Origin of the sequence: Mycoplana sp. BE70 (genome assembly GCF_031455855.1) — a bacterium.
GTDB lineage: Bacteria > Pseudomonadota > Alphaproteobacteria > Rhizobiales > Rhizobiaceae > Mycoplana.
Window position 1 is genome coordinate 271,615 of record NZ_JAVDTM010000008.1, and the last position, 24,917, is coordinate 296,531.

Here is a 24,917-nt window from a genome sequence, read left to right on the forward strand (position 1 = left end):
CTCACCGCCGCATCAAGCGTCGGGTCCGCTCAACGCGCGGTTTCCAGTCCACTACCACAGCGCAGTCACCAAGCCATGATTCAAATGGCCTTCAAAATGAGATGCCTGAATGGGGTCGGCGGCTGGTAGCGAATACCCGGTCCAGTGCCTCTGCGACGTCCACATTGATCGCCTGAATGCGACCCGAAGCGGCGAGAAGTGACGCCTGGTGTGCACCGAATATCAGCGTGGCCAGTTCCTGGATTGCAATCCGAGCTTCCGGCTGTTCGCTGCTTCGCGCCGCGCCCCGGGGACCGAGAGACCAGATGCCGCCATTGTCGGGGAATAAATCATCTTCAACGGCAACCGTTACCTGCCGCGTCCCACCAAAGCGCCGGGCGAAAAGCAAAGCTTCAAGGTCGAGAGGCCGAATCCAGCTTTCGTCACGCTGGCCGGATATTTCCAGTGTTCTCGGGTTGTGTAGAAGAAAGGGCAACGGATCATCGACCGGCCGGGAGGGAAAAATGACACGGTGCAGGATATCCTGCGTGAAGAGGTGGCCGATCAGGGCTCTCCAGGCTTCGTCGTCATGCGCGATGAGGTCATCGACGATCACAGTTCGGCGCGATGACGTGAACCAGTTTTCCGATAGGTCGATATGGAAGCGCAAGTAGCCGCGCTCATTGCCTTCAGGGCCGAAAACGACGGCGTGATGGGGCGTCGTGCCATGGATCATGCGGTATTCCTGCATGGCCCACCAGCCATCCCAGCGGGACAGCGTTGCCGCGCGCGGCGTTGGATCGGTATCGGCAATCTGTCGAAACAACGGGAAGCTATCACGAGCATCGACAATGCGGAGACTTTCGCGTGGCGTGGCGACGGCCAGTTTGGCGCGCGTCAGATCGATCTCATGTCGGACCGACCATGAAGCAACGCCATAGCCGTATCGGCCATAGATGCCGGTGTCGGATGCTCTCAGGCCTGCGACGACAAAGCCCTCGGCGCGGGCGCGGCGAAGCTGCTCGGCGATGAGCCGGCGGGCGATGCCGCGACGTGTCGCGTCAGGGGAGACGCCGACATGTGTCACGGCGAGATGCCGCACGCGCCGACCGCCGGGCAGTGTGATTGTCGAATCATAGCCGTTGACGACACCTCGCAGGATATCATCCTCGAAGCCACCAAGCGGTTTGCCCTCTGCCAGAAACCGCGCTTCAGTTTCTGGGCTGTTGCGCCCGAAATCGCCGATTCCCAGCATTGCCTGTCGAAACACGGCAAAAGCCTTCCGGCGGTCTTCATCACCATTTAGCGATCGTATATCCATGCGGGAGCTATCTTCGCGCGAGACTTTCAAGAGCGATGGCATATGCCCTTCCTTATGACTACGGGAATACCGGTGCGAGACGGCCTCGCGCCTTGAGAAGAGCCGCGGCGCCCTCGCCGAAATGCCAGGCCTCTTCAAGATGAGGCTGGCCGGAGAGAATAAAGTGGTCGAAACCGGCGCTGTGATAGGCTTCGATCAGATCGGCGACCTGGGCATGGCTGCCGACAAGAGCCGTGCCTGCCCCGCCGCGCACGAGGCCATAACCGGACCAGAGGCCGGGATGGATTTCCAGTTCACGCGCTGAAGCCGGCAGGCCTTCCCGATGCGTGTGCAGTGCCGACATCTGGCTCTGTGCTACGGATTCGGATTTGGCGAGCAGTTCGCGCGCTTTCTGCACATGATCTGGCGAGAGCGATGTCAGTAGTTTGTCGGCCACGGCCCAGGCTTCATCTTCCGTATCGCGTGTAATGACATGCAAGCGCACGCCGAAGCGTAGCGAGCGGCCCTTGGCAGCGGCACGCGCTTTTAGCTGTGCGATATTTTCGGCCTCGAGTGCCGGGGGGCGGCCCCAGACCAGGTAGACGTCGGCCTGAGCGGTTGCCACTTCCTGAGCCGCCGGGCTCGCGCCGCCAAAGAAGATCTGCGGCAGGTCGTATGGCGTCGGATCGATACTGGCCTCGCGGATGTCATAGTGTTTGCCCTTGAAAGAGAAGGGCTGATCGGCTGCTGCTGATGTCACACCACGCATCACTGAAAGGAATTCTTCCGTCCTCTCATAGCGGGCATCATGATCGAGATGGTCGCCGAAACGCGCCTGCTCGAAACGATCGCCGCCCGTGACGACATTGAGGAGCAATCGTCCACCTGTCATTCTTTGAAAGGTTGCCGCCTGATGGGCCACCAGCGTCGGCGATATGAGGCCCGGCCGGAAGGCAACGAGGAATTTCAGCCGTTTCGTTTCCTGGGAAAGGGCGGCTGTCGTAATCCACGCATCTTCGCACCATGTGCCGGTTGGTGTCAGAACGGCGTGGAAATGCTGTTCCTCGGCGGCGCGTGCCACTTCTCCGAGATACGAGAGGGTCGGTGCACGGAAGCCGCCGGAAAATTTGACGACGTGACTGTCGTTTCCCGAGCCTGTCAGGCCCCGGCTGTCGCCATTCGTCGGCAGATACCAGTGAAGATGGATATTGCCGCTCATGCCGAAAACTTTCCACTAGGCGCGGTCGAACGGCAGTGGTCACCCACAGAGGGACGTTTGTCCGCGATCGTCGTGCGGTGCTGAGCTTTTCCAAAATAGCCATTTGCGAGCGGACGGGCCGGCCGTGGCCGGTCGTCCGCCAACCGCAAGGCAGGTTTCATCGAAAGTTTGTTCAATGCCATGAGGTCAGTCCTAGTCTATAGATTTTATAGACTATGCTACGCGATCTGACGGTTGGCGCGGTCAATCCGTACTAAAAACCGGATATTCCGGAGAAAATCCTTCTCCTTGTCACTGTGAAGCAGCTTGCCTCGGTCCGGACCGTCCAGATCGACGCTTGTGCAACGGCCGAGGGTTTCGGGCGGCAAGCAACTCGAAATGGCATCGATTTTCTGTCGAAACTGGATTTTCGGCGGCTTATTTTCTCCGGCTGCGGCCGAAATTGGAACGTACGGCCGTTCCAGTAATCTATAAAAACCATAGATTAACAGATGAAACGAAACCCGAGGCAATCAGCTATGAATCTTAACGTCCCTTCGCGATCCGCCAAACGCGCCGCTATTCCTCTCCTTGCCGCATACACCGCTCTTTGCGCCCCGGCCCTGGCCGATGAACCGAAATTCGGCGGCACACTGCGCATCGCCTCGCTTGAGTCTGACCTCGACGCTTTCGATCCGCTAACCGGCTATAGCATTGACTCATGGGAAATCTTGCGTGCGACGACACGCCAGCTTGTGACCTATCCTGGTTCTCCGATCGGCCTCAAGGAAGATACGACCTTGGTGCCGGATCTGGCCAAATCCTGGGACGTCAGCCCGGACGGTAAGACTTATACGTTTCACCTAAAGGACGACATCTTCTTCTCGGGTTCTGTCGAACGCAAGATCGTTGCCGGTGACTTTGTTTACGGCATAAAGCGCTTCTGCGATCCCAATAAGCAGGTCGCGGCCGTCAACTATTTCAATCTCGCATTTTCGGGATTTGTTGAATACTGCAAGGAATTTTCGAAGGTTCCGACCGGCGATTTGGCGGCGAGCAAGGCCTTTATCGACAGTCACGAGATTTCCGGTATATCCGCGCCGGATGACAAGACCTTGATAATCCGTTCCGACACGAAGAATTACGACTTCCTTAATATTCTTTCGATGAATTTCGTATCGCCTGTCGCTTCTGAAATCGCGTCGAAATACTTCCCGGACTCGCTCGAATCGCGCAAGAATCTTCCGTCGAGCGGGCCGTATTACGTCGCTTCCTACGATCAGGGCCAGAAGCTGGTATTGAAGAAAGCCAAGAGCTTCAAACCGGAATCGGACGAAGCCCGCAAGGCCTATGTCGATGAGATTCATGTCGACTTCACAGCCAACAGCGAAGATGCGATCGTCCAGAAGATCCAGGCCGGAGAAGCAGATCTTTCCCTCTATCTCGACACTCCGCCGCGTGGCACCATCCGGCAATATGTGTCGAAGAACAGCCCCTATCTGCACGCGACAAACAGCGGCTCGGCCAACTTCATCACCATAAACGCGCAGAAAGACGTTACCAGCGAAGGTATCGAGGCATTGCGCAAGCCAGAAGTGCGCCAGGCCTTGTCGTATGCCGTCAATCGCGCCCATCTTGTTCAAACGCAAGGTGGATCGATCGCCGCCGTACCGCTGTCGCAGATTATCACCTCCACGATTTCCGGCCACGAGCAGTTCGATCCGTATCCGACGGCGGAGAACAAGGGAGATCCGGAAAAAGCGAAAGAGCTTTTGGCGAAGGCCGGCTATCCTAACGGCATCACGCTCGACGCGCTCTATCGCACCAACGCCCAGAACGAAACGATCGCCGTAACGCTCAAGGAGGACCTGGCTGCGGCGGGTATCACGCTGAACCTGATCCCTGCGCCTGCAACCCAGTGGCGCGCTTATATTCAGGATCCGAAGTCGCGCTGGGACGTGTTCCTGAGCGCCGCCTTCTCGCCGGACTGGCAGGGTCCGAGCACGCGAATGCTGCTCGGCGGCTGGCTGAACTCGGATGCATCCCCCTGCGGTACCGGCAACGTATATGCGATTTGCTACAGCAATACTGAGTTGAACAGCATCGCCGCCGAGGCCTATTCGTCCGACGATCCGACACAGCTCTGGGCCAATGCGGACAAGATCGTCTCTACCGATCTGCCCTGGATCCCGCTCTTCGAGAAGCGCAAGATCGCCATTACCTCGGATCGCATCAGCCACTGGGTATGGTCTTCGCTCGCGGTGCAGGCCGACATCACCAACATCGCCTTGAAGAACTAGAGTCCGCAGCCGGATGTCCGTCTTTTCCGTACATGATCTGCGCGTTCGCTTTGGTGGTATCGAGGCGGTAAGAGGCGTCTCCTTTGGCGTCGAAGCCCGCAAGACGCTCGCCATCGTGGGCGAGTCGGGATCGGGAAAAAGTGCCAGCCTCCTCGGTGCAGCCGGGCTTTTGCCCGGTTCCGCCGTGGTTCAGGGCAGCGTGCTGCACCAAGGCCAGGAAATCCTCGGTCTTCCCGATAGGGAGCTGCGCAGGATCCGGGGGGCGGAGATCGGTTTTGTCTTCCAGGATCCTCTGAGCAACCTTCACCCCCTGAAGACGATCGGTGAACAGATCGGCGAGGCAATTTCGGTTCATCAGAGGGTATCACGCAGGGAGAAGCGCGAGCGCGTACTGGCGCTTCTCGACGATGTCGGCATCATCGACCCGCAGGCGCGGCTTGCGGATTATCCACGCCACCTTTCCGGTGGCATGCGTCAGCGCGTGATGATTGCCATCGCCATCGCACTCGATCCTGCGCTGATCATTGCGGACGAGCCGACGACGGCGCTCGACGTAACCGTGCAGGCGTCCATTCTCGACCTTCTCAAGCGGTTGCAGGACGAGCATGGGACGGCATTGATTTTCGTGAGCCACGATCTCGCGGTCGTGTCGGACATTGCCGACGATGTGGTCGTCATGCGCGACGGACTCGTCGTCGAAAAGGCGCCGGCAACCGACATTTATGACCGGCCGCGGCAGGACTACACGCGGGAACTGTTGGGCGCCGCACGCCTCGGCGGCCCGAAGGCCTATGCGCATGGAAAAGTCCGGGAAGCATCTCGCCCCTTGCTGGACGTGCATGCCGTTGCCCGTTCTTTCGGCGCGCGCTCCGTGCTTGACGACGTCTCCTTCACCATCGGGCAAGGAGAAATCCTCGGTCTCGTCGGTGAATCCGGCTCCGGAAAATCAACGATAGGCCGGCTGATTGCCGGGCTGGACCGGCCCGACGCTGGACGCATCAGCCTGCAGGGAAGGGAATATTCCCAGCCAGGTCCCGGCAGCATATTGCAGGGCGATCTTCGCAGGTCCATCCAGGTCGTCTTTCAGGACCCCTATGCGAGCCTCAATCCGCGTCGGCGTATCGAGGCCATCCTTTCGGACCCATTCGTCATTCACGGCACGGTCGACAAGGTAAAACTGCGCGAGACCGTGGAGCAGCTTGTCACCGAGGTGGAGCTGCCGACCGACATTCTGGATCGGTTGCCCTCGCAACTGTCCGGGGGGCAACGGCAGCGCGTTGCCATTGCGCGGGCGATCGCGCTGCGTCCCGCCTTGATCGTTGCCGATGAGCCGGTATCGGCCCTGGACATCACCACCCAGGCGAAAATCATCACGCTGCTCGCCCGACTGCGCGACAAGCTCGGCGTGTCGTTCCTGTTCATTTCCCACGATCTCGGCGTCGTCGGCGAACTCTGCGACCGGCTGATCGTGCTCGAGAAGGGCGAAATCGTCGAGAGCGGCCGGACACGGCAGGTTTTTGAACAACCACGCCATGCCTATACCCGCCGGCTGCTCGCATCCATTCCCGGACGTGAACGTCTGCCCGCAGCGGCCCGGTTTGAGGATGTGAAGTATGGCTAACGTCCTGCACTCAGCCGTTGGACTGCCGGGTTCCGACCGGCCGCAATCGCCGATCGCCTTGCTTCTGAAGCGTCTATGGCGCGAGAGCGCAGTGCGGACCGGTGCCGTCATTGTCGGGCTCGTACTGCTGGCGGCGTTTTCGGCACCACTGGCGAGCGCTCTTCTCGGACATGGTCCGATGCAGCAATTCGAGGACACCGCGCTTGATGAAATGGGACTGCCGATCGGCCCGACGCCTGAATTTCCGCTTGGCGCTGACGGAAACGGTCGCGATGTGTTCGTCAGGACACTCTATGGGGCGCAGATATCACTGATCGTCGGCATTCCGGCTACAACGATCGCGATGATCATCGGCACGGGCATCGGCCTTGTCAGCGGTTTTTTCGCGGGCCGAACGGATCGCATCATTTCCCAGGGCATCGACGTTGCCCTGTCCTTTCCCTTCGTCGTGACGGCCCTCAGCCTTCTGGCGCTCAACCGCGGTGGAACCGGTCAACCGATCGTTCCGCCCGTCGTCGTCGTCATCGCCGTGATCGCGCTGTTTTCCTGGGCCTATTTCGCGCGTCTGGTGCGCGGGCTGGTACTGGAACTGCGCAACAATGCGATGGTGGAAGCTTCGCGGACCATCGGCGCGTCATGGGCGCGGATCATTTGGTTCGATATTCTGCCGAACATCCTGCCGACGGTTCTTGTCTATTGGGCCGTGCAGCTACCCGCCAATATCGTCGCGGAGGCGACCCTTTCCTTCCTTGGTGTCGGCATCCAGGCACCGATGCCGAGCTGGGGCAACATGATCGCCGAAGCGCAGCGGACTTCCCTCTATCAGGATCAGCCGTGGTTTCTGGTTGGCCCTGGGCTCGCCCTGTTCCTAACGGTTGTGGGCTTCAATTCGTTGAGCGCCGGCCTGAGAAACGTGCTCGACCCACACCGCAGGCGGACCTAGATCATGGCGAAACAGTTTTCCACGGTTCTCCTGCGTTCGATCTCCACGTTGGTCATCGTTCTCATCGTTGCGTTCTTCATCACCCGGATTGCCTATCGCAACCCCGCTGCGATGCTGGCGCCGCGAAATGCAACCCAGGAGGGGATCGACGCTGTCACGCGTGCGCTACGCCTCGACGAACCCTGGTACTTGCAGCTCTGGTATTATCTGTTCCGCGGTCCTGACATCCAGGGCGCGCCGATGGGGTTGATGCATTGGCCGCCGGCTCTTGGATATTCCTTCCGCAAGCAGGCGCCGGTCACGGACCTCATTCTGGCGAAGGCGCCCGTCACCCTTTCGCTGGCGCTTGGCGCCTTGGTGATCTGGATGACGATCGCCATCCTTTCCGGGGTTGTCGCGGCGCGCTGGCAAGGCCGGCTCATCGATCATGTGCTCGCCTTTCTCGCCTATGTCGGTCTTTCGGTTCCGACTTTCCTCAGTGGTATCCTGATCTCCTATTTCTTGTTCTTCCAACTGTCGAACCAGGGCATCTTCTGGTTCCCGAGCAGCGGCTATGTCCCGTTGAGCGAAGACCCGCTGCAATGGGCGCGGCATCTGGCGCTTCCGTGGGCGACACTCGTGATTGCGGAGATCGGGATTTTTCAGCGCATTGTCAGGGCCAGCATGCTCGATGTGCTGGGGCATGATTTCATCCGCACGGCACGCGCCAAGGGTGTTCCCGAACGCCGGATCTATTTTTCCCACGCCCTGAAATCGGCACTGAATCCCATCCTGACGCTCGGCGGGCTGGAGCTTGCCGCCATCATGGGCGGGGCAATCGTGACGGAGACGATCTTCGGGCTGGACGGGGTCGGTCGTATGGCGATCGCCGCCGCGCTCGAGGGCGATTTTCCCGTCGTCATCGGCACGACCATCTTTGCCGCCTCCGCCTTCATCATCACAACCCTTGCCGTCGATCTTGTCGCGCAGTGGCGCGACCCAGCCAATCGAAACTGAGCAATTCACACAAACCTATCATCCCTCAAACCCCAGGCATCTCGCGCAACCGCGATCGACAAGCCCGGCATGACATCTGCCCCACAATTGTTGACGTACCAGCATTCAGGAGAACAAAAATGACAACCGTGGACGCCCCAACTTCGCTAACCTATTTGCGCCCCGCTACAGCGAAGGAAGAAGCCCTCGTGGAGCGGTTTCAGCCGATTTTCGACCGTATTGCCGAGGGCAATGTCGAGCGTGAGCGCAATCGCACATTTCCTTTCGAGCAGGTGCAATGGCTGAAGGACGCGGATTTTTCCCTCGTGCGCGTACCGGAGGAGTTCGGCGGGTGGGGCGCCTCGCTTGAACAGACATACTATCTGCTGGCTCTGCTGGCGGAGGCTGACGCGAACGTCGCTCACGTATGGCGCAATCATTTGGCCTTCATCGAAGATCGCCTCAACGCGCGCCCTTCACCGGCCAATGACCGTTGGTTCCAGCGCTTCCGGGACCGCGAGTTCATCGGCGGAGGCTGGACGGAAGCAAACAACGGCACATACGCCAACATCAAGACGACGGTGACCCGCGAAGGCGACGCTTACAAGGTCACCGGCGCGAAATTCTATGCCACCGGCAGCCTCTATGCCGATTGGCTTGACGTAATCGGCAAGGGAGAAGACGGCTCGCTCATCACCACCTTGGTTAGCCGTCACCAGCCGGGCGTCGTGCTTACCGACGACTGGCCGGGGTTTGGCCAGAGCACCACCGCAAGCGGCAGCGCTACCTACCAGGATGCGATCGCACACGAGGGGGATGTCTTTCCGGCGAGCGAGCGTGTCGTTTATCAGGGTCACTTCTACCAAACGGCATTGCTCGCCGTGCTCACCGGCATCACGCGGGCGATCTTGCGCGATGGTACCAAGGCGCTCAAGGCGCGCGGGCGAAATTATCCGCAAGGTCTCAACCCGGTCCCGGCGCTCGACCCACAACTGCTGCAGGTGATCGGTGAAGTGTCGGTGCGAGTCTTCTCTACCGAGGCTGCATTGCGTCGCGCCGCCAGCGCGCTGGATCTCATCGCCGCCGCTCATGCGGATGGCGACGTTGCGTTGCGCGACAAGCGAGTTATCGCCGGAGAGGTGGCCGTAGCACAGGCGCAGCTCGCGATCATCGACGGTGTCCTTTATGCGGCCACCCATGTTTTCGGTGCTCTCGGCGCCTCCGCGACCTCCGAGGAAACGGCGCTTGACCGCCATTGGCGCAATGCGCGCACGCTCGCGTCGCATAACCCGGTCGCCTACAAGGCCCGCATCCTTGGTGACTATCTGGTCAACGACAATTCGCCGGCGTCCAGCATCGACCGGCTCGGCCGTGGCGGCCAAGGCAATTGAGGAGGCGATAGGATGACGAAACCCTATCTTGCGCTTGGCCTTGCCGGGCCGCATCTGGCCGAACTCACCACAAGCCCAGCGCTGCTTTCTCGGTGGGATGCATTGCCGCTTGCGTTCAGCGTGCTGGGGATCGACCGCATCGATGGTAGCGCGCCAGCGCCGGTCACGCTTGCAAGCAGTGCCGTCGGCGCAACCTTGGCGGGCTCCACGAAGCACGGACGCTTCCTCATCGCCGCGGCACCGCAGCGAGACCACCCGTACAACATTGCACGCCGTGTCGCCTCACTTGCCCATCTGTCGGGTGGTCGCAGCGGGCTTCTGATCGGCGTGCGTGATGCCTACGCACCCGAAGGCCCGAGGGAAGCCCCGGCCTGGGGTGGAGCCGGCCTCGGCGGCGGAGCGCCACTCAATGCCCACACGGCCTGCGATGCGGCCCGTGCGGTGCGCGTTCTTGAGCAGAGTTGGCCTCACGATTCGATCATCGGCAACCGTGAGACAGGCATCCTGGTGGAGTCGAACCGCATTGTTCATGTTGATATCGATAACAGCTTCTCCATCGCAGGGCCGTTGAATGCGCCCGAGCCGAGAACGGGGGCGTCGGTGATTGCCTGGTATGCCGAAGCGCCGGCTGATGCCCCGCCCGTCGGTGACAATAACCCGATCGACCTTATTCTGGGCGCCGCGGGCTCCGTGCCTGTCGTCGCGCTGGGCGACGAACCGCCGCCAGGTGCGTTTGTCGGCGTCGTGCTGCGCGCCGGCCATGACCAGCCAGTGGATGACCTGCTGAACGCCGCTGAACGGTGGCTTGCCGATGGCTTCGCTTCCACACCGCCGGGCGGATCCCTGCGAGTAGCACTCAACCTATCTGCACCGGCGCCGCTGCCATCAACCGCGCGGCCCGCGTTCCCTGTACCGCAACCACATGTCTCTTTGTAGACAACAACGGAGACATTACCCGTGACAAACAAGCGAACTGGCCACGTCCTCCTCGGCATCAACGCATTGGTGCTGGGCTATCTGCCATCGGCATGGAAGACGCCGCTTCTGAAAAAAGATGCCTTCATTGACCCGGATTATTGGGCGAACCTTGGCAAGACCGCGGAGCGCGGCACCTTGGATGCCATCTTCCTGGCTGACGGCCCGCTTCTCGGCGATCCAGCTTATGACGCCAATCCGATCCGCCTTGAACCGACGGTGAACTGGGGGCATGTGGCCGCAGCAACATCACGGGTGGGCTTGGTGGCGACGGCGTCATCCACCTTCAATGATCCTTTCGAACTTGCCGAGCGCTTCCTCTCGTTCGATCACCAAACGGGTGGTCGCGCGGCGTGGAATGTCGTCACCACTCGCGGCGTCCCCGCGGCGCGCAATTTCGGGATACCCGATATCCCGTTCCGAGATGATCGCTACGAACGGGCAAACGAGTTTGTCGATGTCGTGCGGGCATTGTGGGAGTCGGCCGCCACGGGCAGAGACGTCCATTTCCATGGAGAGTTCTTCGATATCGATGGGCGCTTGCGGGTGCCGCCGTCGAAACAAGGCCGCCCGGTCATCTTTCAGGCGGGTGGTTCGCCGCAGGGTCGCGAATTGGCGGGGCGCGCGGCTGAGGGTGTCTTCGCTGCTGAACTTACAAAAAATCAGGCCATCGAGCACTACCGTCTGGTCAAAGCCTTCGCGCGGAGCAATGGCCGCTCACCTGACGAGATCAAAATTCTTCCCGGCCTGCTGTTGAGTTTGGGCAGCACCGAGGAAGAGGCACGACGCCGCAGCGATGAACTCCATGACGCAGGTCCGCCATCATATTCAACCGGCTGGCTGTCGCAGGCGATCGGCTTCGATGCCTCTAAACTTGAACTCGATGAGCCGTTCCCCGAGGAGGTTCTGGGCCCTATCAGCGACTCCCAGACTTTCCTGGGAAGCATTGGCTTTCGCGAATCGATCATTGCGCAGATCCGCAAGACCAACCCCACTGTGCGCGAATACCTCAAGCAGACGCGCTATACCGGGTCGGGCCATGCCGGATTCGTTGGCACGCCTGAGCAACTCGCCGATCACATCGAGGACTGGTTCCAAGCCGGGGCCGTCGACGGTTTCAATTTGCAGCCGGATCGCCTCATAGACGGGCTCGATGTGATCGTCGATGAGCTCGTTCCGATCCTTCGTAAGCGCGGCCTCTACCGTCATCAGTACGAAACGGAGACATTGCGCGAGCACTTCCAAGCAGCCTCACCCACGCCTTCCTTCTAAATTTTTCGCAACGATAAGGTGACGCCAATTCGAACCCTTTCAGCGTATTTCGCAGCCTTTCGGGTAGCGCGTAATTCATCGCGCTACGTTGATGCTGCGCACATGTTCCGATGTAACCTCGCCTGGTAGCGATGTCCTCCCCGGCAGTGGTGTGGCAGGAAGGCGGCCATCTGTGTTTTTCCGATGGTCGGGCTGTTAAAGCTCAACCTGACGGAAGACCACCGAAGGCCGAAGAGGCGATGAATCTGCGCCCGCTCGTTGAGAAGAGTGCGGAGGATGCTTGTATCATTTTCCGCGAGCATTCGCGGCCGCCTCATTTCGGAACTATGTCAAGAAAACCGGCGAACCAAGAGCGGAGTCACGACGCAGTCGGCGTCAGTTCACGTCGGCGCTATTTCTCAAGCTGGCGACTTTCCGTTTCAGGCAATCGAAAAGCGCGTAGCCATTGGTCCAACGTCCATAACCACTCGCGATGTTGATGTGCCCGGCCGAGCCAATGCTCTGGTGTTCGGCGCCCCACAGTCTTGTAAAAAGCGTCTGCCGATCGATCGTCATATAAGGGTCATTCAGGCTTCCGACCATGACGGTCGGAAAAGGCAGCCGATGTGTCGGCATCGGACCGAACGAAACATGTCCAGGATGGAACCGTTCTGTCGGTTGAAGATCGCAGGTCGCGACTAGAAGCGCTCCTTTGATCTTGCGGGCGGACGCTCTTTGCGCGTGGCGCGCCGCAAGCACACAGCCGAGGCTATGAGCAACAATGTAAGCGTCTTCCACCTGTTCGAGGACGTTTTCCAGCTTTTCAAGCCACTCGCTGAGAACAGGCCGATCCCAGTTATCTTGCTCCACGAGAAGGCTTTCCGGCCGATCCGCCAGCCAATGCCGTTGCCAGTGGCCTTCACCGGATCCGAACAGTCCCGGGAGGATCAAGACGGGGGCCATGGCAGTTGCGTATCCTACAGAACGCCGAAGGTGATCGAAAACAGGAATGCGAACACACCGGCGACGCAGACCCTGTGTGTCGCGCCGAAAACGATCGGCAACAGATCTGCAAATCTCGGAACAACCTTGTGTTCCTGAAGTTCGAAAAGCGCCATGCAAGCGTTCCTCCTATCAGGATGTCATCGCCTACTCGGCAGCAACAAGAGCTGGCGACGTCAGAGGGAAAAACGCACCCAGTTCGCTGACAGCTTCATCGATCCGCTTGCCCAGCGCTTCGGAAGTGACGTTGTAGTCGCTGAAATCGCGGTCGGATGCATAGATTGCCGTGGGCAGGGTATGTGCCATGAAGAAGCCGAACAGGGGGCGCAGTTGATGTTCGACCATCAGCGTGTGGCGATCGCCGCCACCAGTGGCCGTGATGATGACCGGCTTGCTCTTCAGTTCATGGGGATCGATCAGGTCGATCAGATGCTTGAACAGACCCGGATACGAGCCCTTATAGGTCGGCGAGCCGATGACGAGCACATCGCTCGAGACAATATCGTCGAGGATAGCTTTTGCCCGCGCATCCAGATCGCTGCGCCACAGCGCGCTGCCGAGCGATGGCCCGACGTCGTTGAGATCATAGACCGTCTGAGAGAAGCCGTAACGCGATGCGGCCAGATCGGCGAGATGATGGACGAGCGAGCGGGTTTTTGAAGGTTGATTGAAACTGCCGGCGATGCCAACCACACGAACGGTCATGATCTGCTCCTGTTGATGTCGGATCATTGCCCACAAAATCTATCGAATAAAACAATTTCAATTCCAAATTTGGATGTGAATGCAGAAATCCTGTTTCGCATGTGCCTTTGTTCGGGCGGACCGGTGATGTGACGCAGCAGGCGCATCCGCCATGCGCGGCGGTTCTCATCCCCGCTCCACAACGGGCGCGCGACTCCCGCACGTTTTGCAGCCAGTTGCCAAAACCTGCGCATTGATGGGAGTCGAACCGCCGTTGCTGAGATCCCAATCTGCAGTCTCACGCATCACGGCAATTCCGGGCCGACGCGGGGCTCAGCCGTCGCCGGTGTCGACCGTATTGTCTTTAACCGCTGGCACGGTCGATCAGCGGACCTGTGCGCTGATGCATTCGGCAACAGACCGCGCCTGAACTCGAATGTCAGGCACGGCGGAGATCTCCCAATGCCTGCCGACGGTCAACGGGCCGATCGCATAGAGGCGGCCGTGCGCGACCTCACGGTCGGTGATGACGGTCGAATCGTCATCGACGGCGATGCCGAGGCCAAGGGGATCGGGCTGGACGAGCCCGTTGCGGGCAAGATCAGCCAAGAGCGGCGAGGTTCCGACCACGCATCGCTCCAGGCCGGCACAGTTGACAACCATGCCCGCCGGCAGGGCCACGGGGTTGACCCCTACCACGTCCACGATGACCCCTGTCTTGTCGCCGCGGATTGCGCTGGGCCGACCGCGATGAATGACCAACTGCCCGGATTGCCGCAGCGCGTCGATCTCGCGCGCCACTTCCGGCGCCATGCGGTGGCGATGGATGTTCCAGAATGCGGCGGCATGGCGGAGGAAACGCCCCCGCTGGTCCCCGTCCATCCCCTTCCAGAGCGCCTGCGTGACGGGGCGGAGGCCGTCCATCGCCGCACGCCAGTCAGGCATGCCGGCGGCCTGCGCGCGCAGCCTGCGAAGCATGTCGCTGACTTGGCTCTCACCCGCGCCAACCACCGGATCGGCCGGATCGCTCCTGCGGGAAAGATGCGCTTGCGGCAAGAGCCCGCGTCGCGAGACCGCATGCATCGTGCCCTTGAAGCCCCGCCGCGTCAGAAGCAGGCATTGGTCAACCATGGTGAGGCCGGTGCCGATGAAAACGACGTCCGCTTTGTCCGGCATGCGTTCCCACCAGGCCGACTTCCATGGATCGTTGACCACCAGCGGCAGAACGTCCGGGGAGACTGCCTCTGCGGGTACTGGCAGGCGGTTGGTGCCGGCTCCCGTACAAAGCGCGGCAGAGTGGGCAGAGAGGATGCGGCCATCGTTCAGGCGGAAGACCAGACTGCCATCGGCTGCGGCCTCCGCGCTAAGCGCCTCGGCATCGATCAGCGAAAGGGCCGCTCGGTTGGCGGTCCGCCGCCGCGCCGCCTCCAGGCAATCGCTGACATAGCGGCCATAGATCTTCCGTGGCACGAAGTCGTCGCTTGTCCAGCAAAAGCCAGACTCGGTAAGCCAGCGGACGAAGTGGTTCGGGCGGTCGGCAAAGAGGCTCATCCGGCCGGCCGGCACGTTAAGGAGATGGCAATCGGCAGCGGTCGAATAGGCGATGCCCCTGCCCTGCCGCACTGCCCGCCCGACCAGGCTCACATTGGCGGTCGGCGGCAGCATCTCGATGAGGTTGAGGCCAAGCGCCACGGCCGAGAAACCCGAACCGATGATTGCAATATTCGTGTTCAACTGCATGAACGGTCCTCCGCCCCGGCACCCCGCGGCACTGTATCAACATTCTTCACAAAATCTATAGATTATTACGGCATTCCTTTCCAAGTGAGAAAACGGCCGAGGCGCGGACGGTGTTCCCCGCCGAGAAATTTGCTGAGGGGGTCGGGCAGCAGCAGCCGCTTGGTCGGCGCCATGATCCATCGCAGCCGGCGCTGCGGGCGCACCTTCAGAGTTCTTTGACCCTTGGTGATACCGGTACAACCGACTTCAAATCGCCCTCAAAATAGCAAAATCAATCTATGCAATCTCTATAGAATATGATCTTTTTGCCCGTTCGTTCCGAAACTGACGCTAGGAGCAGACATGGGCACGACACCAGCAATTGGCCATCCCGCCCGCACCGCCGCCCTGATCGCAGCGGAAGACGAGGCGACTGCCGTAGCGAACGCGATTGCCGCCGACTTTGAAGCTGCCGGCACTCCGCAGCAGTTGCGTTTGGAACTCCTGGCTCGGTCCGGCCTGCTTGGCGTCTCGGTTCCCTCCGAACATGGGGGGCTCGACGCTTCGAACGTCGCGTTGGCCGAAATCTGCGCCATCGCGGCCGAAACGTCCGCAACGCTGGCAGAAATCCTAGCTACCCATTTCGTCGCTTTGGAGCAGATCCGCAGTTTTGGGACCGACGGCCAGCACAGTACCGTGTTTCCCGCGGCGCTGGCCGGCGGCAGGCTCAGCGAGGCGCGGCCCCTTCACCGCAACTCGGAGAACGGCGCCCCGCTTCCGCTGTTGGCGAGCGGAGTTGGCTGGCGCCTCACGGGAGAGGCCCTCTGTACGCCCTGTGCCCGCCATGCGGACTGGCTGCTGGTGCCGACGCGAACCGACGGGGGCAAGGTCGCCCAGCTTCTGTTACCGACGCGGATCGCCGGCCTGCACTACGCTGCCAACAGTTGCGAGCCATCAGCCACGGGTCATCAGCCGCAAGAGCATATTCTGCTGAAGGACGTGCTCGCAGAAAGCGGTGCCTTGCTCCATGCATTTGCCGAGGAGCCTCGCATGGACGTACCGCACTCGCTCGCCCTGCTGCTCGAGGCAGCCGGGCATATCGGAGCCGGGCGCCGGACGCTTCGAAGTGAGCTGGATATGAGCGAGCCTGATGCTTTCGACATCGGCGTTGCTTCGTTGCGGCTCGCCGCCGCCGAAGCGGCGGCCGAGCAGGCCGGGCGCGCGATCGACGCCGCGCAGATCGGCCTGGCGGAGCAGCATCGGACAAAGGCGTATCTTGCCGCCGCTACCGCCTGCATCACCGCTGCCGAGGCCGCACGGGAGATCAGGGCGACCTTCGAACAAAGCGCGGATGCGCTCATGACAACGACGCCGGTGGGCGGGCCGACGCCTCGTAACACAGACCTGCTTCGCCAGGTGGGCGCGATTCGCCTTGAGCAGCATCGGCGCCTAGAGGAAGGCCTCTAGGCGTAGGGCCAAGCCCCGCCATTTTGCAGGATTTGGCGGAACGCGGGACGAGGCGCGCTACGAGGGCGCGCACTGGACGACGCGGCTAAGCGGCGCTCCCGTACTGGTCGGAGCACTGGCTGCCATCGATTGCGAGGTCGAGGAGATCATCGAACGCCACAGCCACGGCATCATTCTCGGCCGCGTGGTCGAGGTGATTGTCGGTGGCGGCCAGTCGCTTGTGTACAACAACGGTCGCTATGGTGGCTTTGCCCCGCTGGCCCGGCTAGGTAATGTCCGGCCAACCGCTATCATCCAACCCGCTTTTGCGGTTGCTCGGTCTCGATGATCGCCGCCGCGCCCGGCACGGCAACGAACTGTTCGAGCGTCATCGTGTCCAGGATCGACGCGATCGCGTCCCGGACCTCCGTCATGGCTAGGCGCACCTGACAGGCTTGCGGATCGGCGCAGTCGTCGCACGCCTCATAGGCAGTGCGGCTCGCGCAGCGGATGGGTGCCAGTGGACCGTCGAGCACGCGAATGGCCTGGCCGATGCGAATCTCGGAAGCCGGGTGCGAAAGCGAGTAGCCACCGCCAGGCCCCTTCTTGGACCGGAGCATGCCGGCGTTGCGGAGTTCCAGCAGGATCGTGTCGAGAAACTTCTTTGGAATGTTGTTGCGCAACGCGATCTCGCCAACGAAGGCCGTCTCGCCCGGCGCAAGCCGAGCCAGGTCCACAAGAGCCTTCAGGCCGTATTTTCCTTTTTTCGTCAGCATTTCGATCCGTTCTCACTCGTCCAGATAGCTCGACTACGCCGGAGGCGCCGACGCATGCCGCATTGCGGCAGTTTGCGACGCGCGGACGAAATTCCGTCACCCCAAGTGGAGCGATACCAGCCCATTCTTCGCCCCGAAAGCGAAAATCATATAAAAAAGGTATAATTAATTCATAAGCATGAAAGAAATGAAATTTGCCCGCTTTGATCGCGATTTGTTCACTTTTGAGCACGCGCCGTAATCAATTGGCACCGGCAACCTTCTCCCCGCATGCGAACCAGATTGCGGAGATACCGTTCGCAGCCTGAACTGGCCGCATGGTCGCTCGGATCCATAGTTGCACGCAAAATCAATTGCCGTTCGGCCGAAATATTGAGGTGAAAATTTCTCTACTATTTTGATCGATTATATAGCCTACATGACGACCAACCCCAGTGTCGGGCAAGGATCAGATTGAGGAGAGGATCATGAATATCATCCGGAGAACCCTGTTGGCGGCAACGGCCGCCCTTGCCTTGACTGCTCAACTCCAGTCGGCAAGCGCCGAAGAGGTGACGTTCAACATCGGCTACCAACCGATCGTGGAACCCTCGCGCGTCCCCCAGGCTGACGGCGCCTATGAAAAGGCGACCGGCGCAAGGATCAACTGGCAGAAATTCGACGGCGGAGCCGACGTGATTGCTGCAATCGCATCCGGCTCACTCGACATCGGCTATGTCGGCTCCTCGCCACTCGCGGCCGCGGCAAGCCGCGAATTGCCGGTCGAGACCATCTTCGTCGTTGGACTGATCAGCGAAGCGGAGGCGCTGGCGGTCAAGTCGGTCTCAAAGCCGGAGGAACTCGCCGGCAAGAAGATCGCGACGCCGTTCGTCTCCACCGCCCACTACAGCCTGTTGACGGCACTCAAGCATTGGAAGGTTGACCCGAAATCGGTGGAGATTCTCAACCTGCGCCCGCCGGAGATTGCCGCCGCCTGGGAGCGCGGTGACATTGACGGCGCCTATGTCTGGGATCCGGTGCTGGCGCAGTTGAAGAAGTCGGCCACGGTGCTTGCAACTTCGGCGGATGTCGCCGAGTGGGGCGGTCCGACCTTTGACGCCTGGATCGTCAGCAAGAAGTTTGCGGAAGAGCACCCTGATGTCGTGACAGCCTTCGTCAAGGTGACGGGCGATGCGACCGCGGCCTACCGCGCCAATCCGGACGCCTGGAACGCCAACTCACCGGAAGCCGAGAAGATCGCCCGCCTGACCGGCGCCAAGCCGGAAGAGGTCCCGTCCCTGCTCAAGGGCTACACCTTCCCGACGATCGAGGAACAGGCCGGCGCAGCGCTGCTGGGCGGCGGCACGGCAAAGGCCGTGGCCGACACCTCGGCCTTCCTGCTCGAGCAGGGCAAGATTCCGGCGGCACTTTCCGACTATTCGCCTTACGTCTCCACCCGCTGGGTCGCGGGTGCGGCCAAGCTCACCCACTGAGGCAACATCCCGTCCTGCGGCGGACCGGCGGCCCGGGCGCATAAGCGCGACCGGGTCGCCACTTCGCCGCACTGGCCACCCGGGCCAGCACGCCGGTAGAGGAGGACCTTCCATGAGCACCCTGTCGTTGCACGATGTGTCGTTGCGCTATCCGCCACAACCCGGGCCTCGCCCGCCACGGGACAATTTCGTGCTGAATAGCATCAACCTGAAGGTCGCCTCGGATGAACTCGTCGCGATTATCGGCCGCTCGGGGTCCGGCAAGACGAGCCTGCTGAACCTTGCTGCCGGCTTCATTGCGCCGACATCCGGCACAATTGCTGTCGACGGCGTGCCGATCCAGGGTCCCGGCGCCGAGCGCGCCGTCGTCTTCCAGGATGACGCGCTCTATCCCTGGCTCAATGCGCAAGACAATATCACCCTGCCACTGCGCCTGAAGGGCGTGCCGCGCGTCATACGCCAAGAGCGGGCACAGCAACTGCTGGACTTGGTCGGTCTCGGCGACTCCGGCGAGCGCCGCATCTGGGAACTGTCGGGCGGCATGCGCCAGCGCGTCGGCATCGCCCGGGCGCTTGCGGCCGAGCCGCGCTTCCTGCTGCTCGACGAGCCGCTTGGCGCACTCGACGCGCTGACCCGCGCGCGTATGCAGGAGTTCCTGCTGCGCGTCCAGAACCGCAGCGGCGCCGGCGCGATCCTCATTACCCACAGCATCGACGAGGCCCTCATCCTCGCCTCGCGCGTGCTGGTGCTTTCCCCCAACCCCGGCCGTCTCACCGCCGAGATCGAGGCCGGCTTCAGCGCCGAGATTCTGGCTGGCGCTCAGGTGGAAAGGGTGAAGGCAACACCGCTGTTCAAGCGCCTGCATGACGGCCTTACCAGCCTGATCCATTCTCTCCCGAACGAAGAGGCCGCCGCATGACGCTCTTTACAGAAATTCGCCCCCTGTCGCGGCTTTCCGAGAGAGAAGGGGCCGACGTCACGAGGAACGGCGCGGTCCTCGGCAGCCCCAAGCCGGCCGCAAGCGCTGCCCCCGCGGCAAAGCCTTTGCCGATCGCCGTCATCTCGACACTCACCATCGCCGCCATCCTCGGGCTGTGGAGCCTTGCCTCCGCGTATGCGCTGGTGTCGCCCGTTTTTCTGCCCTCGCCCGCGCAGGTCGTGGTTGCCATCTACAACCTGATCGTTACCGGCTTCGTCGACGCGACACTTGCCGAACACGTGGGCGCAAGCCTCTACCGCATCTTCGGCGCCCTGGTCGCGTCGATTCTGATCGGTGTCCCGGCCGGTCTGGCCATCGGAATGAGCCGAGTCGGCCGCGGAATACTGGATCCTATCGTCGAGTTCCTGCGCCCCCTGCCACCGCTGGCCTACCTGCCGCTCGTCATCATCTGGGTCGGCATCGGCGAGGCCTCCAAGATCACGGTGATCGCGCTCGCCATGGCGCCCTCGATCATATTGTCGACGTCCGCAGGCGTGCGCTCCGTCTCCAAGGATCACATCAACGCGGCGAAATCGCTCGGCGCGACCCCAAGGCAGGTGCTCAGGCACGTCGTCCTGCCTAGCGCCGTTCCGTCGGTCCTGACCGGCATTCGAATCGCGCTTGGCGCCGGCTGGACGACGCTGGTCGCAGCCGAACTTGTCGCAGCGACGAGCGGCATCGGCTTCATGATTCAGTCGGCGGCACAGTTCCTCGTCACCGACATCGTCATCGCCGGCATCGTGGTGATCGCGCTGATCGCGATTGTGTTGGAATACGTCGCCCGGCTTATAGAACAGCGACTCGTTCCTTGGGCGTCGCACCGGTGACGCCCAGCGTGCTTACTGTCGGGTTTCCACCGGTCGATGGATTCGGCGATCGATGCTATGAGGGTTTATGTCGCGCTGAGGCACAGGCCGCCAGTCGTATGCCTCCGGACCGAATTGCTAGCGCGGCACCAGTGCTTTTCTCCCTGTAGGCGGATCAGCCCCGGGAAACCGACGATTTCCCGGGGCCCTCGGAACGACCATTTATCCAGGTAAAGCCAATCACCACTTCTGGCGCAACCTCGGCACACGTTGTCGTTTCACAATATCCGCTTTGTGGTGACAGCGACCGGATGGCCCAATGACCGGCATGGGGGCGCAAAACAGACGCGAAGGCGGTAATGCCGGTGCTAGGCGATCTTGAGAGCGGCCAAGTCACCGTTGTTAACGGATGCCAAATTGGCTTCGATCTTCTCAATCGACCAATCCCGCCAGGCAATATCGAGAAGTTCGTTTATCACCTCGACGGAATAACGCATTCTAACGACGGCGGCCGGATTCCCGCCAACCACTGCAGAAGGTGGGACATCGCGAGCGACGACCGAGGCTGCAGCTACGATTGCGCCCGCGCCAATGCGCACGCCGGGCATGATTGCCGCATCGTGGCCGATCCAAACGTTATTTATGGCCGACAATAGTATCTCTAAAACCGCGAATGTCCCGGCGAGCGGTCTTAAGGCTCACTTTCCACGTTGTCATGATCTCGGTGCCGCCGCATCGGCTAAGCGGATGGCCGAAGATCAGCTAAATGATACCAACCTCAGCGCATCAAATCACGGCCTCTTTATCCAAAGCCTGGGCCTCAAACAGTGCCTTGGCGAGGGCATGGAAGGCCGGCCTGCGCCTCCTGAGGATCGCCGCCGCCCGGTTGAGGGCGGCTTCCAGTCTGCCGTGAACGCGAGCCGCCAGTTCGGGTTCACGGTCGAGGACGGCGCCTGGATCGCGATGCGGTCGATAGAGCAGCGGATGGTCGGCCCCGAAGCCCAGAGTGCGCTCCATGTCGAAGGCAAGCCGCGTGGCCCGCGCCAGATCGCTGTCGTCGGCGCCCCCGGAACCACTCGATACACGTTTGAGCATAAGCTGTTCTGCCGCCCGCCCGGCCATCAGCATGGTGAGCATGCTTTCGTACCAGTCGCGGGTGTCGGTCGCCCAGACGTGGAAACCGACCAGATTGTAACCGCCCTGCCCGGTGTCGATGTGGAGACCGCGGACGAGACCGAGATCGAGAGCATGATGGACGACGGCATGCCCCGCCTCGTGGAAGGCGAAGCGCCAGCGCAGATCGTGGGGGACAGGCGGGCGATCGCCGCGAATGCCGCCTTCGATATCCTCATAACGGATAGCCCGCTTGCCGCGCCGCGCCTTCAACCGCGCTTCCCGGACGATGCGCTCGATATCCGCACCCGTCAGCCCCATCGCCCGCGTTGCGAGACGCCTGAGGATCGCATCGGCGGAATTGCCCTGCTGCACGGCTGCCGGCATTTCCGGCGCGTTGGTGTTCTGTGGCCCGGTCATCGGCTGGCTCCTTTCCGTTGGCCTTCTGCGTCTTCCTCCAGATAGTCGGCGACCATCCTCCTCAGCGAGAAGCCGTCCTCGGTTTCCGCCCGGACGTCCTCTACCGGCTCGGAGACCAGCGCCATCGCATCGTCACCGAGATGATGAGCGAGGATTTCCGCAAGCGTCGGGACATCGGGCCTCTGGATTTCGACATGGGTCTCCAGCCGCCCGGAGCGCTTGATCGCCTCATCGATATGATCGGGCCGGTTGGTGGCGCCGATGACGATCAGCCCCTCGTTCCTGACGGCGCCGTCGAGCAGCTCCCGCGCCTTGTTGACGACGGCATTCCAGTAGTCGGAATATTCCCGCTCGGCCGGCTGCCGCTTGCCGATGCCATCGATCTCGTCGATGAACAGGATCGCCGGCGCCATGGCCCGCGCCTCGACAAACGTCTTCGCCATCCTGTCGATGACATCGTTCAAATGTCCGCCCTGCAGCCAGGTCGAGACCGAGCTGACCACCAGCGGGATCTGCAGGCTGTTGCAGAGCGCCCGGGCGAACGTCGTCTTGCCGGTTCCGGGCGGCCCGCACAGCAGCAGCCTGGTGCTCATCTCAGACCAAGCAACGATACTGGCCCGGTAGTCGTCCAAGTCCACTTTGAGATCGAGCGCCCAGTCCTTCGCCTTGCCATATCCGGAAAGCGTTTCGACGGTCACGGGCGGCTTGCGGCCGGGCTCATCGGGTGGTCGGCAAAGGTTCCGGCTGGATCACCTCGGCGCCCGATGGCTTGTCCTTCTTCCAACGGCCGCTGCTTTCGGTGTCGGACGGCTTCTTGTCCGATCCCTGGGGTTTCTCGGGGGAGGTACTGGGCGATGCCGATCCGGATGCGTTGTCGTCCCCCCTCATCGCCACCTTCTTCCTCGAAGTCTCCGCGATTGCGGTCGATCAGCGTCGCAAGGACGTGCAGCACGTCCCGGATATGCCGTCCCGGACGGAAGGCAAGCACCAGATCCTCGAGCGACAGCCAGCGCGCATCGCAGTCTAACGGCAAGCCCAGCGTCTCGATTGCCGTACCGGGATAGAGCACCTCGACCAGATCGGCGACGAAGCGGCGATCGAGCTTTCCCGTTTCCAGCGACAGGTCGGCCGAGATTCGCAGCAGGGATGGAATGTCCGCTTGCTTCTCCGCGACGGCGAGGATGGGAAAGCCGCGCGACAGCGCGCTGATCATCCGCGGCGCAGGGCATTGCCGGTCACGCGATACACGCCGGCGCCCGAGAACGTCATAATACGCCTGCGTGTCTCGCCTTCCACGACGTCGAAGTAGTCGTCGTTGAACATGTGGTCCGACTCGACGATCGCAAACGGGCCGCCAGGCACCAGCCGGGATTTTTCCAGCAGCCGCAGCACTTCCCGCTCGAAGCCATCGAGCGGCGCATGGAGGGTGATCACCGGCGTAATACGGGTCAGCGCATAAACGATCTCCCGATGGGATCGCCTTCCACTCTCGGCCGCGCGTGCCAGAGCCAGGGTTGCAACGATGTGACTGACCGATGGCATAGCCGCTGCCCGATCCACGAGACCGACGGCATAGACACGCCGATCCATACCGTTGCCCGGCACGGCATCCTGCGCGATTGCGCCGCGATGCGCCCGAGGGAGAGCCATGAGTTGCGAGGCGAACGGCGGATGAATGATCCCGGCGGTCACGACGCCAACGCCACCAGAGCCGGGCGTCGGATCGCCGTTCTCCGTCAGTGCGACCAGCCCCGTGCCAAAATTCCGTCGGAACCAGGCATCATCCCGAACCGGGTCGCCGGTCAGCCTTGTCGTGTCGAAGGCAGGACTGTAGCGGCAGAGCATGTGGCCATCGACATCGACCATCCTGGCCTCGAGCAGACCATTGCGCAGTGCGGCCCGGCGCGCATCGCGACGGGCAAGATGCCGAAGCCGGCGAACGAACAGACGAGCTAGCTTATTCATCAATCCGGCCTCCGGTCTCCGCGGCAATAATTGCCGTTTTGGCGCTCTGCATTGGATCGCGCGGCCGCGTCCGACCACGCCGCCGACCGTCAATGCGCCCATGCTTCGCGATCTTCGCCAACACATGCTCGCGCGGCGAATGGCGTGGCCGGTGGCTGTCAGCCGACATGATAGGCAACACCGCGCGCCCATCGAGGTCGCGATTGCGGTTCTGAAGCCAGTCGAGCAGCAGGTGGCATGCGGCGTTGCCGCCGTCGGCGAGTGCACGCAGCCGGAGCATCACAGGCTCCGGCACAAGGCTGTCGAGCAGAGGACCTTGCCGAACGAAGGCGAGCGCCAGGCCGATCAGGACTGCGGGATCATCGGAATGGCCGGTGGCGCGATCACCGCCCGCGGGATTGAAGCTTGTCGCCAGCCTACTGTGAACGCAAGTCGACGCAATGATATCGGTCGTGGCCGCTTCGCAACGGAAGCCGGCCACAGACGGGCTGTGGGTATCGATGGACATGACTGTCTCCTCACCGGAGCGCATCGGCATCCGGCGTTTTCGGAATGGAAGAAGGGGAAGCCGGCCCCGCACTCGGCGCGGCCGCGATCAGTGC

The 24,917-nt window shown here is 61.6% G+C and carries 24 protein-coding genes and 1 pseudogene; 12 read left to right on the forward strand and 13 right to left on the reverse strand.

All coding sequences use genetic code 11. The features are described from left to right. Nucleotides 1–91: 91 nt before the first annotated feature. Nucleotides 92–1,330, reverse strand: coding sequence for a GNAT family N-acetyltransferase (locus tag J2Y48_RS16885; RefSeq protein ID WP_310420281.1), 1,239 nt, complete (start codon nucleotides 1,328–1,330; stop codon nucleotides 92–94). 28 nt (nucleotides 1,331–1,358) lie between these two features. Next, nucleotides 1,359–2,498 carry an LLM class flavin-dependent oxidoreductase gene (locus J2Y48_RS16890; protein ID WP_310420283.1) on the reverse strand — a complete coding sequence of 380 codons (1,140 nt, stop codon included), beginning with the start codon at nucleotides 2,496–2,498 and terminating at the stop codon, nucleotides 1,359–1,361. Between the two features lie 518 nt (nucleotides 2,499–3,016). Between J2Y48_RS16890 and J2Y48_RS16895 the strand changes: the two genes are divergently transcribed. The 7 genes from J2Y48_RS16895 to J2Y48_RS16925 are packed head-to-tail and all read left to right on the forward strand — an operon-like array spanning nucleotide 3,017 to nucleotide 11,954. Continuing rightward, entirely contained in the window at nucleotides 3,017–4,777 is a 1,761-nt protein-coding gene (locus tag J2Y48_RS16895) for an ABC transporter substrate-binding protein (RefSeq protein WP_310420285.1), read from the forward strand. Between the two features lie 13 nt (nucleotides 4,778–4,790). Continuing rightward, the gene (locus J2Y48_RS16900) at nucleotides 4,791–6,398 is read left to right on the forward strand and encodes an ABC transporter ATP-binding protein (RefSeq protein ID WP_310420287.1); all 1,608 of its coding nucleotides are present in this window, start codon (nucleotides 4,791–4,793) and stop codon (nucleotides 6,396–6,398) included. Further along, on the forward strand, nucleotides 6,391–7,341 hold the full coding sequence (locus tag J2Y48_RS16905) for an ABC transporter permease (RefSeq protein ID WP_310420290.1): 951 nt from the start codon (nucleotides 6,391–6,393) through the stop codon (nucleotides 7,339–7,341). The genes J2Y48_RS16900 and J2Y48_RS16905 overlap by 8 nt, the downstream gene beginning before the upstream one ends. Nucleotides 7,342–7,344: 3 nt before the next feature. Continuing rightward, nucleotides 7,345–8,337: an ABC transporter permease gene (locus J2Y48_RS16910; RefSeq protein ID WP_310420292.1), complete on the forward strand. Its 993-nt coding sequence runs from the start codon at nucleotides 7,345–7,347 to the stop codon at nucleotides 8,335–8,337. Next, nucleotides 8,310–9,707, forward strand: coding sequence for an acyl-CoA dehydrogenase (locus tag J2Y48_RS16915; protein WP_310420294.1), 1,398 nt, complete (start codon nucleotides 8,310–8,312; stop codon nucleotides 9,705–9,707). Before J2Y48_RS16910 ends, J2Y48_RS16915 begins: the two co-directional genes overlap by 28 nt. Before the next feature lie 12 nt (nucleotides 9,708–9,719). Further along, on the forward strand, nucleotides 9,720–10,643 hold the full coding sequence (locus J2Y48_RS16920) for an LLM class flavin-dependent oxidoreductase (protein WP_310420296.1): 924 nt from the start codon (nucleotides 9,720–9,722) through the stop codon (nucleotides 10,641–10,643). A 21-nt stretch (nucleotides 10,644–10,664) separates the two neighbouring features. Continuing rightward, complete coding sequence (locus J2Y48_RS16925; RefSeq protein ID WP_310420298.1) at nucleotides 10,665–11,954, forward strand: NtaA/DmoA family FMN-dependent monooxygenase; 1,290 nt, start codon at nucleotides 10,665–10,667, stop codon at nucleotides 11,952–11,954. A gap of 375 nt (nucleotides 11,955–12,329) precedes the next feature. On the opposite strand, the gene J2Y48_RS16930 is transcribed toward J2Y48_RS16925, so the two are convergent. From J2Y48_RS16930 to J2Y48_RS16945, 4 genes are all read right to left on the reverse strand, one after another. Continuing rightward, nucleotides 12,330–12,896, reverse strand: a complete 567-nt coding sequence (locus tag J2Y48_RS16930; RefSeq protein ID WP_310420300.1) for an alpha/beta fold hydrolase — start codon at nucleotides 12,894–12,896, stop codon at nucleotides 12,330–12,332. 14 nt (nucleotides 12,897–12,910) lie between these two features. Then, nucleotides 12,911–13,051, reverse strand: a complete 141-nt coding sequence (locus J2Y48_RS16935; RefSeq protein WP_310420302.1) for a hypothetical protein — start codon at nucleotides 13,049–13,051, stop codon at nucleotides 12,911–12,913. A gap of 31 nt (nucleotides 13,052–13,082) precedes the next feature. Further along, complete coding sequence (gene msuE, locus J2Y48_RS16940; RefSeq protein WP_310420361.1) at nucleotides 13,083–13,643, reverse strand: FMN reductase; 561 nt, start codon at nucleotides 13,641–13,643, stop codon at nucleotides 13,083–13,085. A gap of 360 nt (nucleotides 13,644–14,003) precedes the next feature. Further along, a complete protein-coding gene (locus J2Y48_RS16945; protein WP_310420304.1) occupies nucleotides 14,004–15,359 on the reverse strand; it encodes an FAD/NAD(P)-binding protein in 1,356 nt (451 codons plus the stop codon). Between the two features lie 342 nt (nucleotides 15,360–15,701). Here J2Y48_RS16945 and J2Y48_RS16950 point away from each other — a divergent pair, with 342 nt between their 5' ends. Both J2Y48_RS16950 and J2Y48_RS16955 read left to right on the forward strand, forming a co-directional pair. Continuing rightward, nucleotides 15,702–16,805 carry an acyl-CoA dehydrogenase family protein gene (locus tag J2Y48_RS16950; RefSeq protein WP_310420306.1) on the forward strand — a complete coding sequence of 368 codons (1,104 nt, stop codon included), beginning with the start codon at nucleotides 15,702–15,704 and terminating at the stop codon, nucleotides 16,803–16,805. A gap of 28 nt (nucleotides 16,806–16,833) precedes the next feature. Next, nucleotides 16,834–17,133, forward strand: a pseudogene (locus J2Y48_RS16955) (flavin reductase family protein); the annotation flags it as partial. Here J2Y48_RS16955 and J2Y48_RS16960 read toward each other — a convergent pair. Continuing rightward, nucleotides 17,096–17,560, reverse strand: coding sequence for an Rrf2 family transcriptional regulator (locus J2Y48_RS16960; protein WP_310420309.1), 465 nt, complete (start codon nucleotides 17,558–17,560; stop codon nucleotides 17,096–17,098). The pseudogene J2Y48_RS16955 and the gene J2Y48_RS16960 overlap by 38 nt on opposite strands. Nucleotides 17,561–18,027: 467 nt before the next feature. Here J2Y48_RS16960 and tauA point away from each other — a divergent pair, with 467 nt between their 5' ends. From tauA to J2Y48_RS16975, 3 genes are all read left to right on the forward strand, one after another. Next, nucleotides 18,028–19,032, forward strand: a complete 1,005-nt coding sequence (tauA, locus tag J2Y48_RS16965; protein WP_310420311.1) for a taurine ABC transporter substrate-binding protein — start codon at nucleotides 18,028–18,030, stop codon at nucleotides 19,030–19,032. A 112-nt stretch (nucleotides 19,033–19,144) separates the two neighbouring features. Beyond that, nucleotides 19,145–19,951: an ABC transporter ATP-binding protein gene (locus J2Y48_RS16970; protein WP_310420314.1), complete on the forward strand. Its 807-nt coding sequence runs from the start codon at nucleotides 19,145–19,147 to the stop codon at nucleotides 19,949–19,951. Continuing rightward, a complete protein-coding gene (locus J2Y48_RS16975; RefSeq protein WP_310420316.1) occupies nucleotides 19,948–20,838 on the forward strand; it encodes an ABC transporter permease subunit in 891 nt (296 codons plus the stop codon). Before J2Y48_RS16970 ends, J2Y48_RS16975 begins: the two co-directional genes overlap by 4 nt. 347 nt (nucleotides 20,839–21,185) lie before the next feature. Here J2Y48_RS16975 and J2Y48_RS16980 read toward each other — a convergent pair whose 3' ends face one another. The 6 genes from J2Y48_RS16980 to J2Y48_RS17005 all read right to left on the reverse strand — a co-directional run bounded on the left by J2Y48_RS16980 (nucleotide 21,186) and on the right by J2Y48_RS17005 (nucleotide 24,823). Further along, nucleotides 21,186–21,470: a hypothetical protein gene (locus tag J2Y48_RS16980; RefSeq protein ID WP_310420318.1), complete on the reverse strand. Its 285-nt coding sequence runs from the start codon at nucleotides 21,468–21,470 to the stop codon at nucleotides 21,186–21,188. Between the two features lie 133 nt (nucleotides 21,471–21,603). Further along, entirely contained in the window at nucleotides 21,604–22,350 is a 747-nt protein-coding gene (locus J2Y48_RS16985; protein WP_310420320.1) for an ATP-dependent Zn protease, read from the reverse strand. Continuing rightward, complete coding sequence (locus J2Y48_RS16990; protein WP_310420322.1) at nucleotides 22,347–23,048, reverse strand: ATP-binding protein; 702 nt, start codon at nucleotides 23,046–23,048, stop codon at nucleotides 22,347–22,349. The genes J2Y48_RS16985 and J2Y48_RS16990 overlap by 4 nt, the downstream gene beginning before the upstream one ends. Then, the gene (locus J2Y48_RS16995) at nucleotides 23,045–23,563 is read right to left on the reverse strand and encodes a hypothetical protein (protein ID WP_310420324.1); all 519 of its coding nucleotides are present in this window, start codon (nucleotides 23,561–23,563) and stop codon (nucleotides 23,045–23,047) included. The genes J2Y48_RS16990 and J2Y48_RS16995 overlap by 4 nt, the downstream gene beginning before the upstream one ends. Continuing rightward, nucleotides 23,560–24,315 (reverse strand): hypothetical protein, encoded by a 756-nt coding sequence (locus tag J2Y48_RS17000; RefSeq protein ID WP_310420326.1) that lies wholly within the window; start codon nucleotides 24,313–24,315, stop codon nucleotides 23,560–23,562. The genes J2Y48_RS16995 and J2Y48_RS17000 overlap by 4 nt, the downstream gene beginning before the upstream one ends. Continuing rightward, nucleotides 24,308–24,823: a hypothetical protein gene (locus J2Y48_RS17005; RefSeq protein ID WP_310420328.1), complete on the reverse strand. Its 516-nt coding sequence runs from the start codon at nucleotides 24,821–24,823 to the stop codon at nucleotides 24,308–24,310. Before J2Y48_RS17005 ends, J2Y48_RS17000 begins: the two co-directional genes overlap by 8 nt. Nucleotides 24,824–24,917 lie beyond the last annotated feature (94 nt).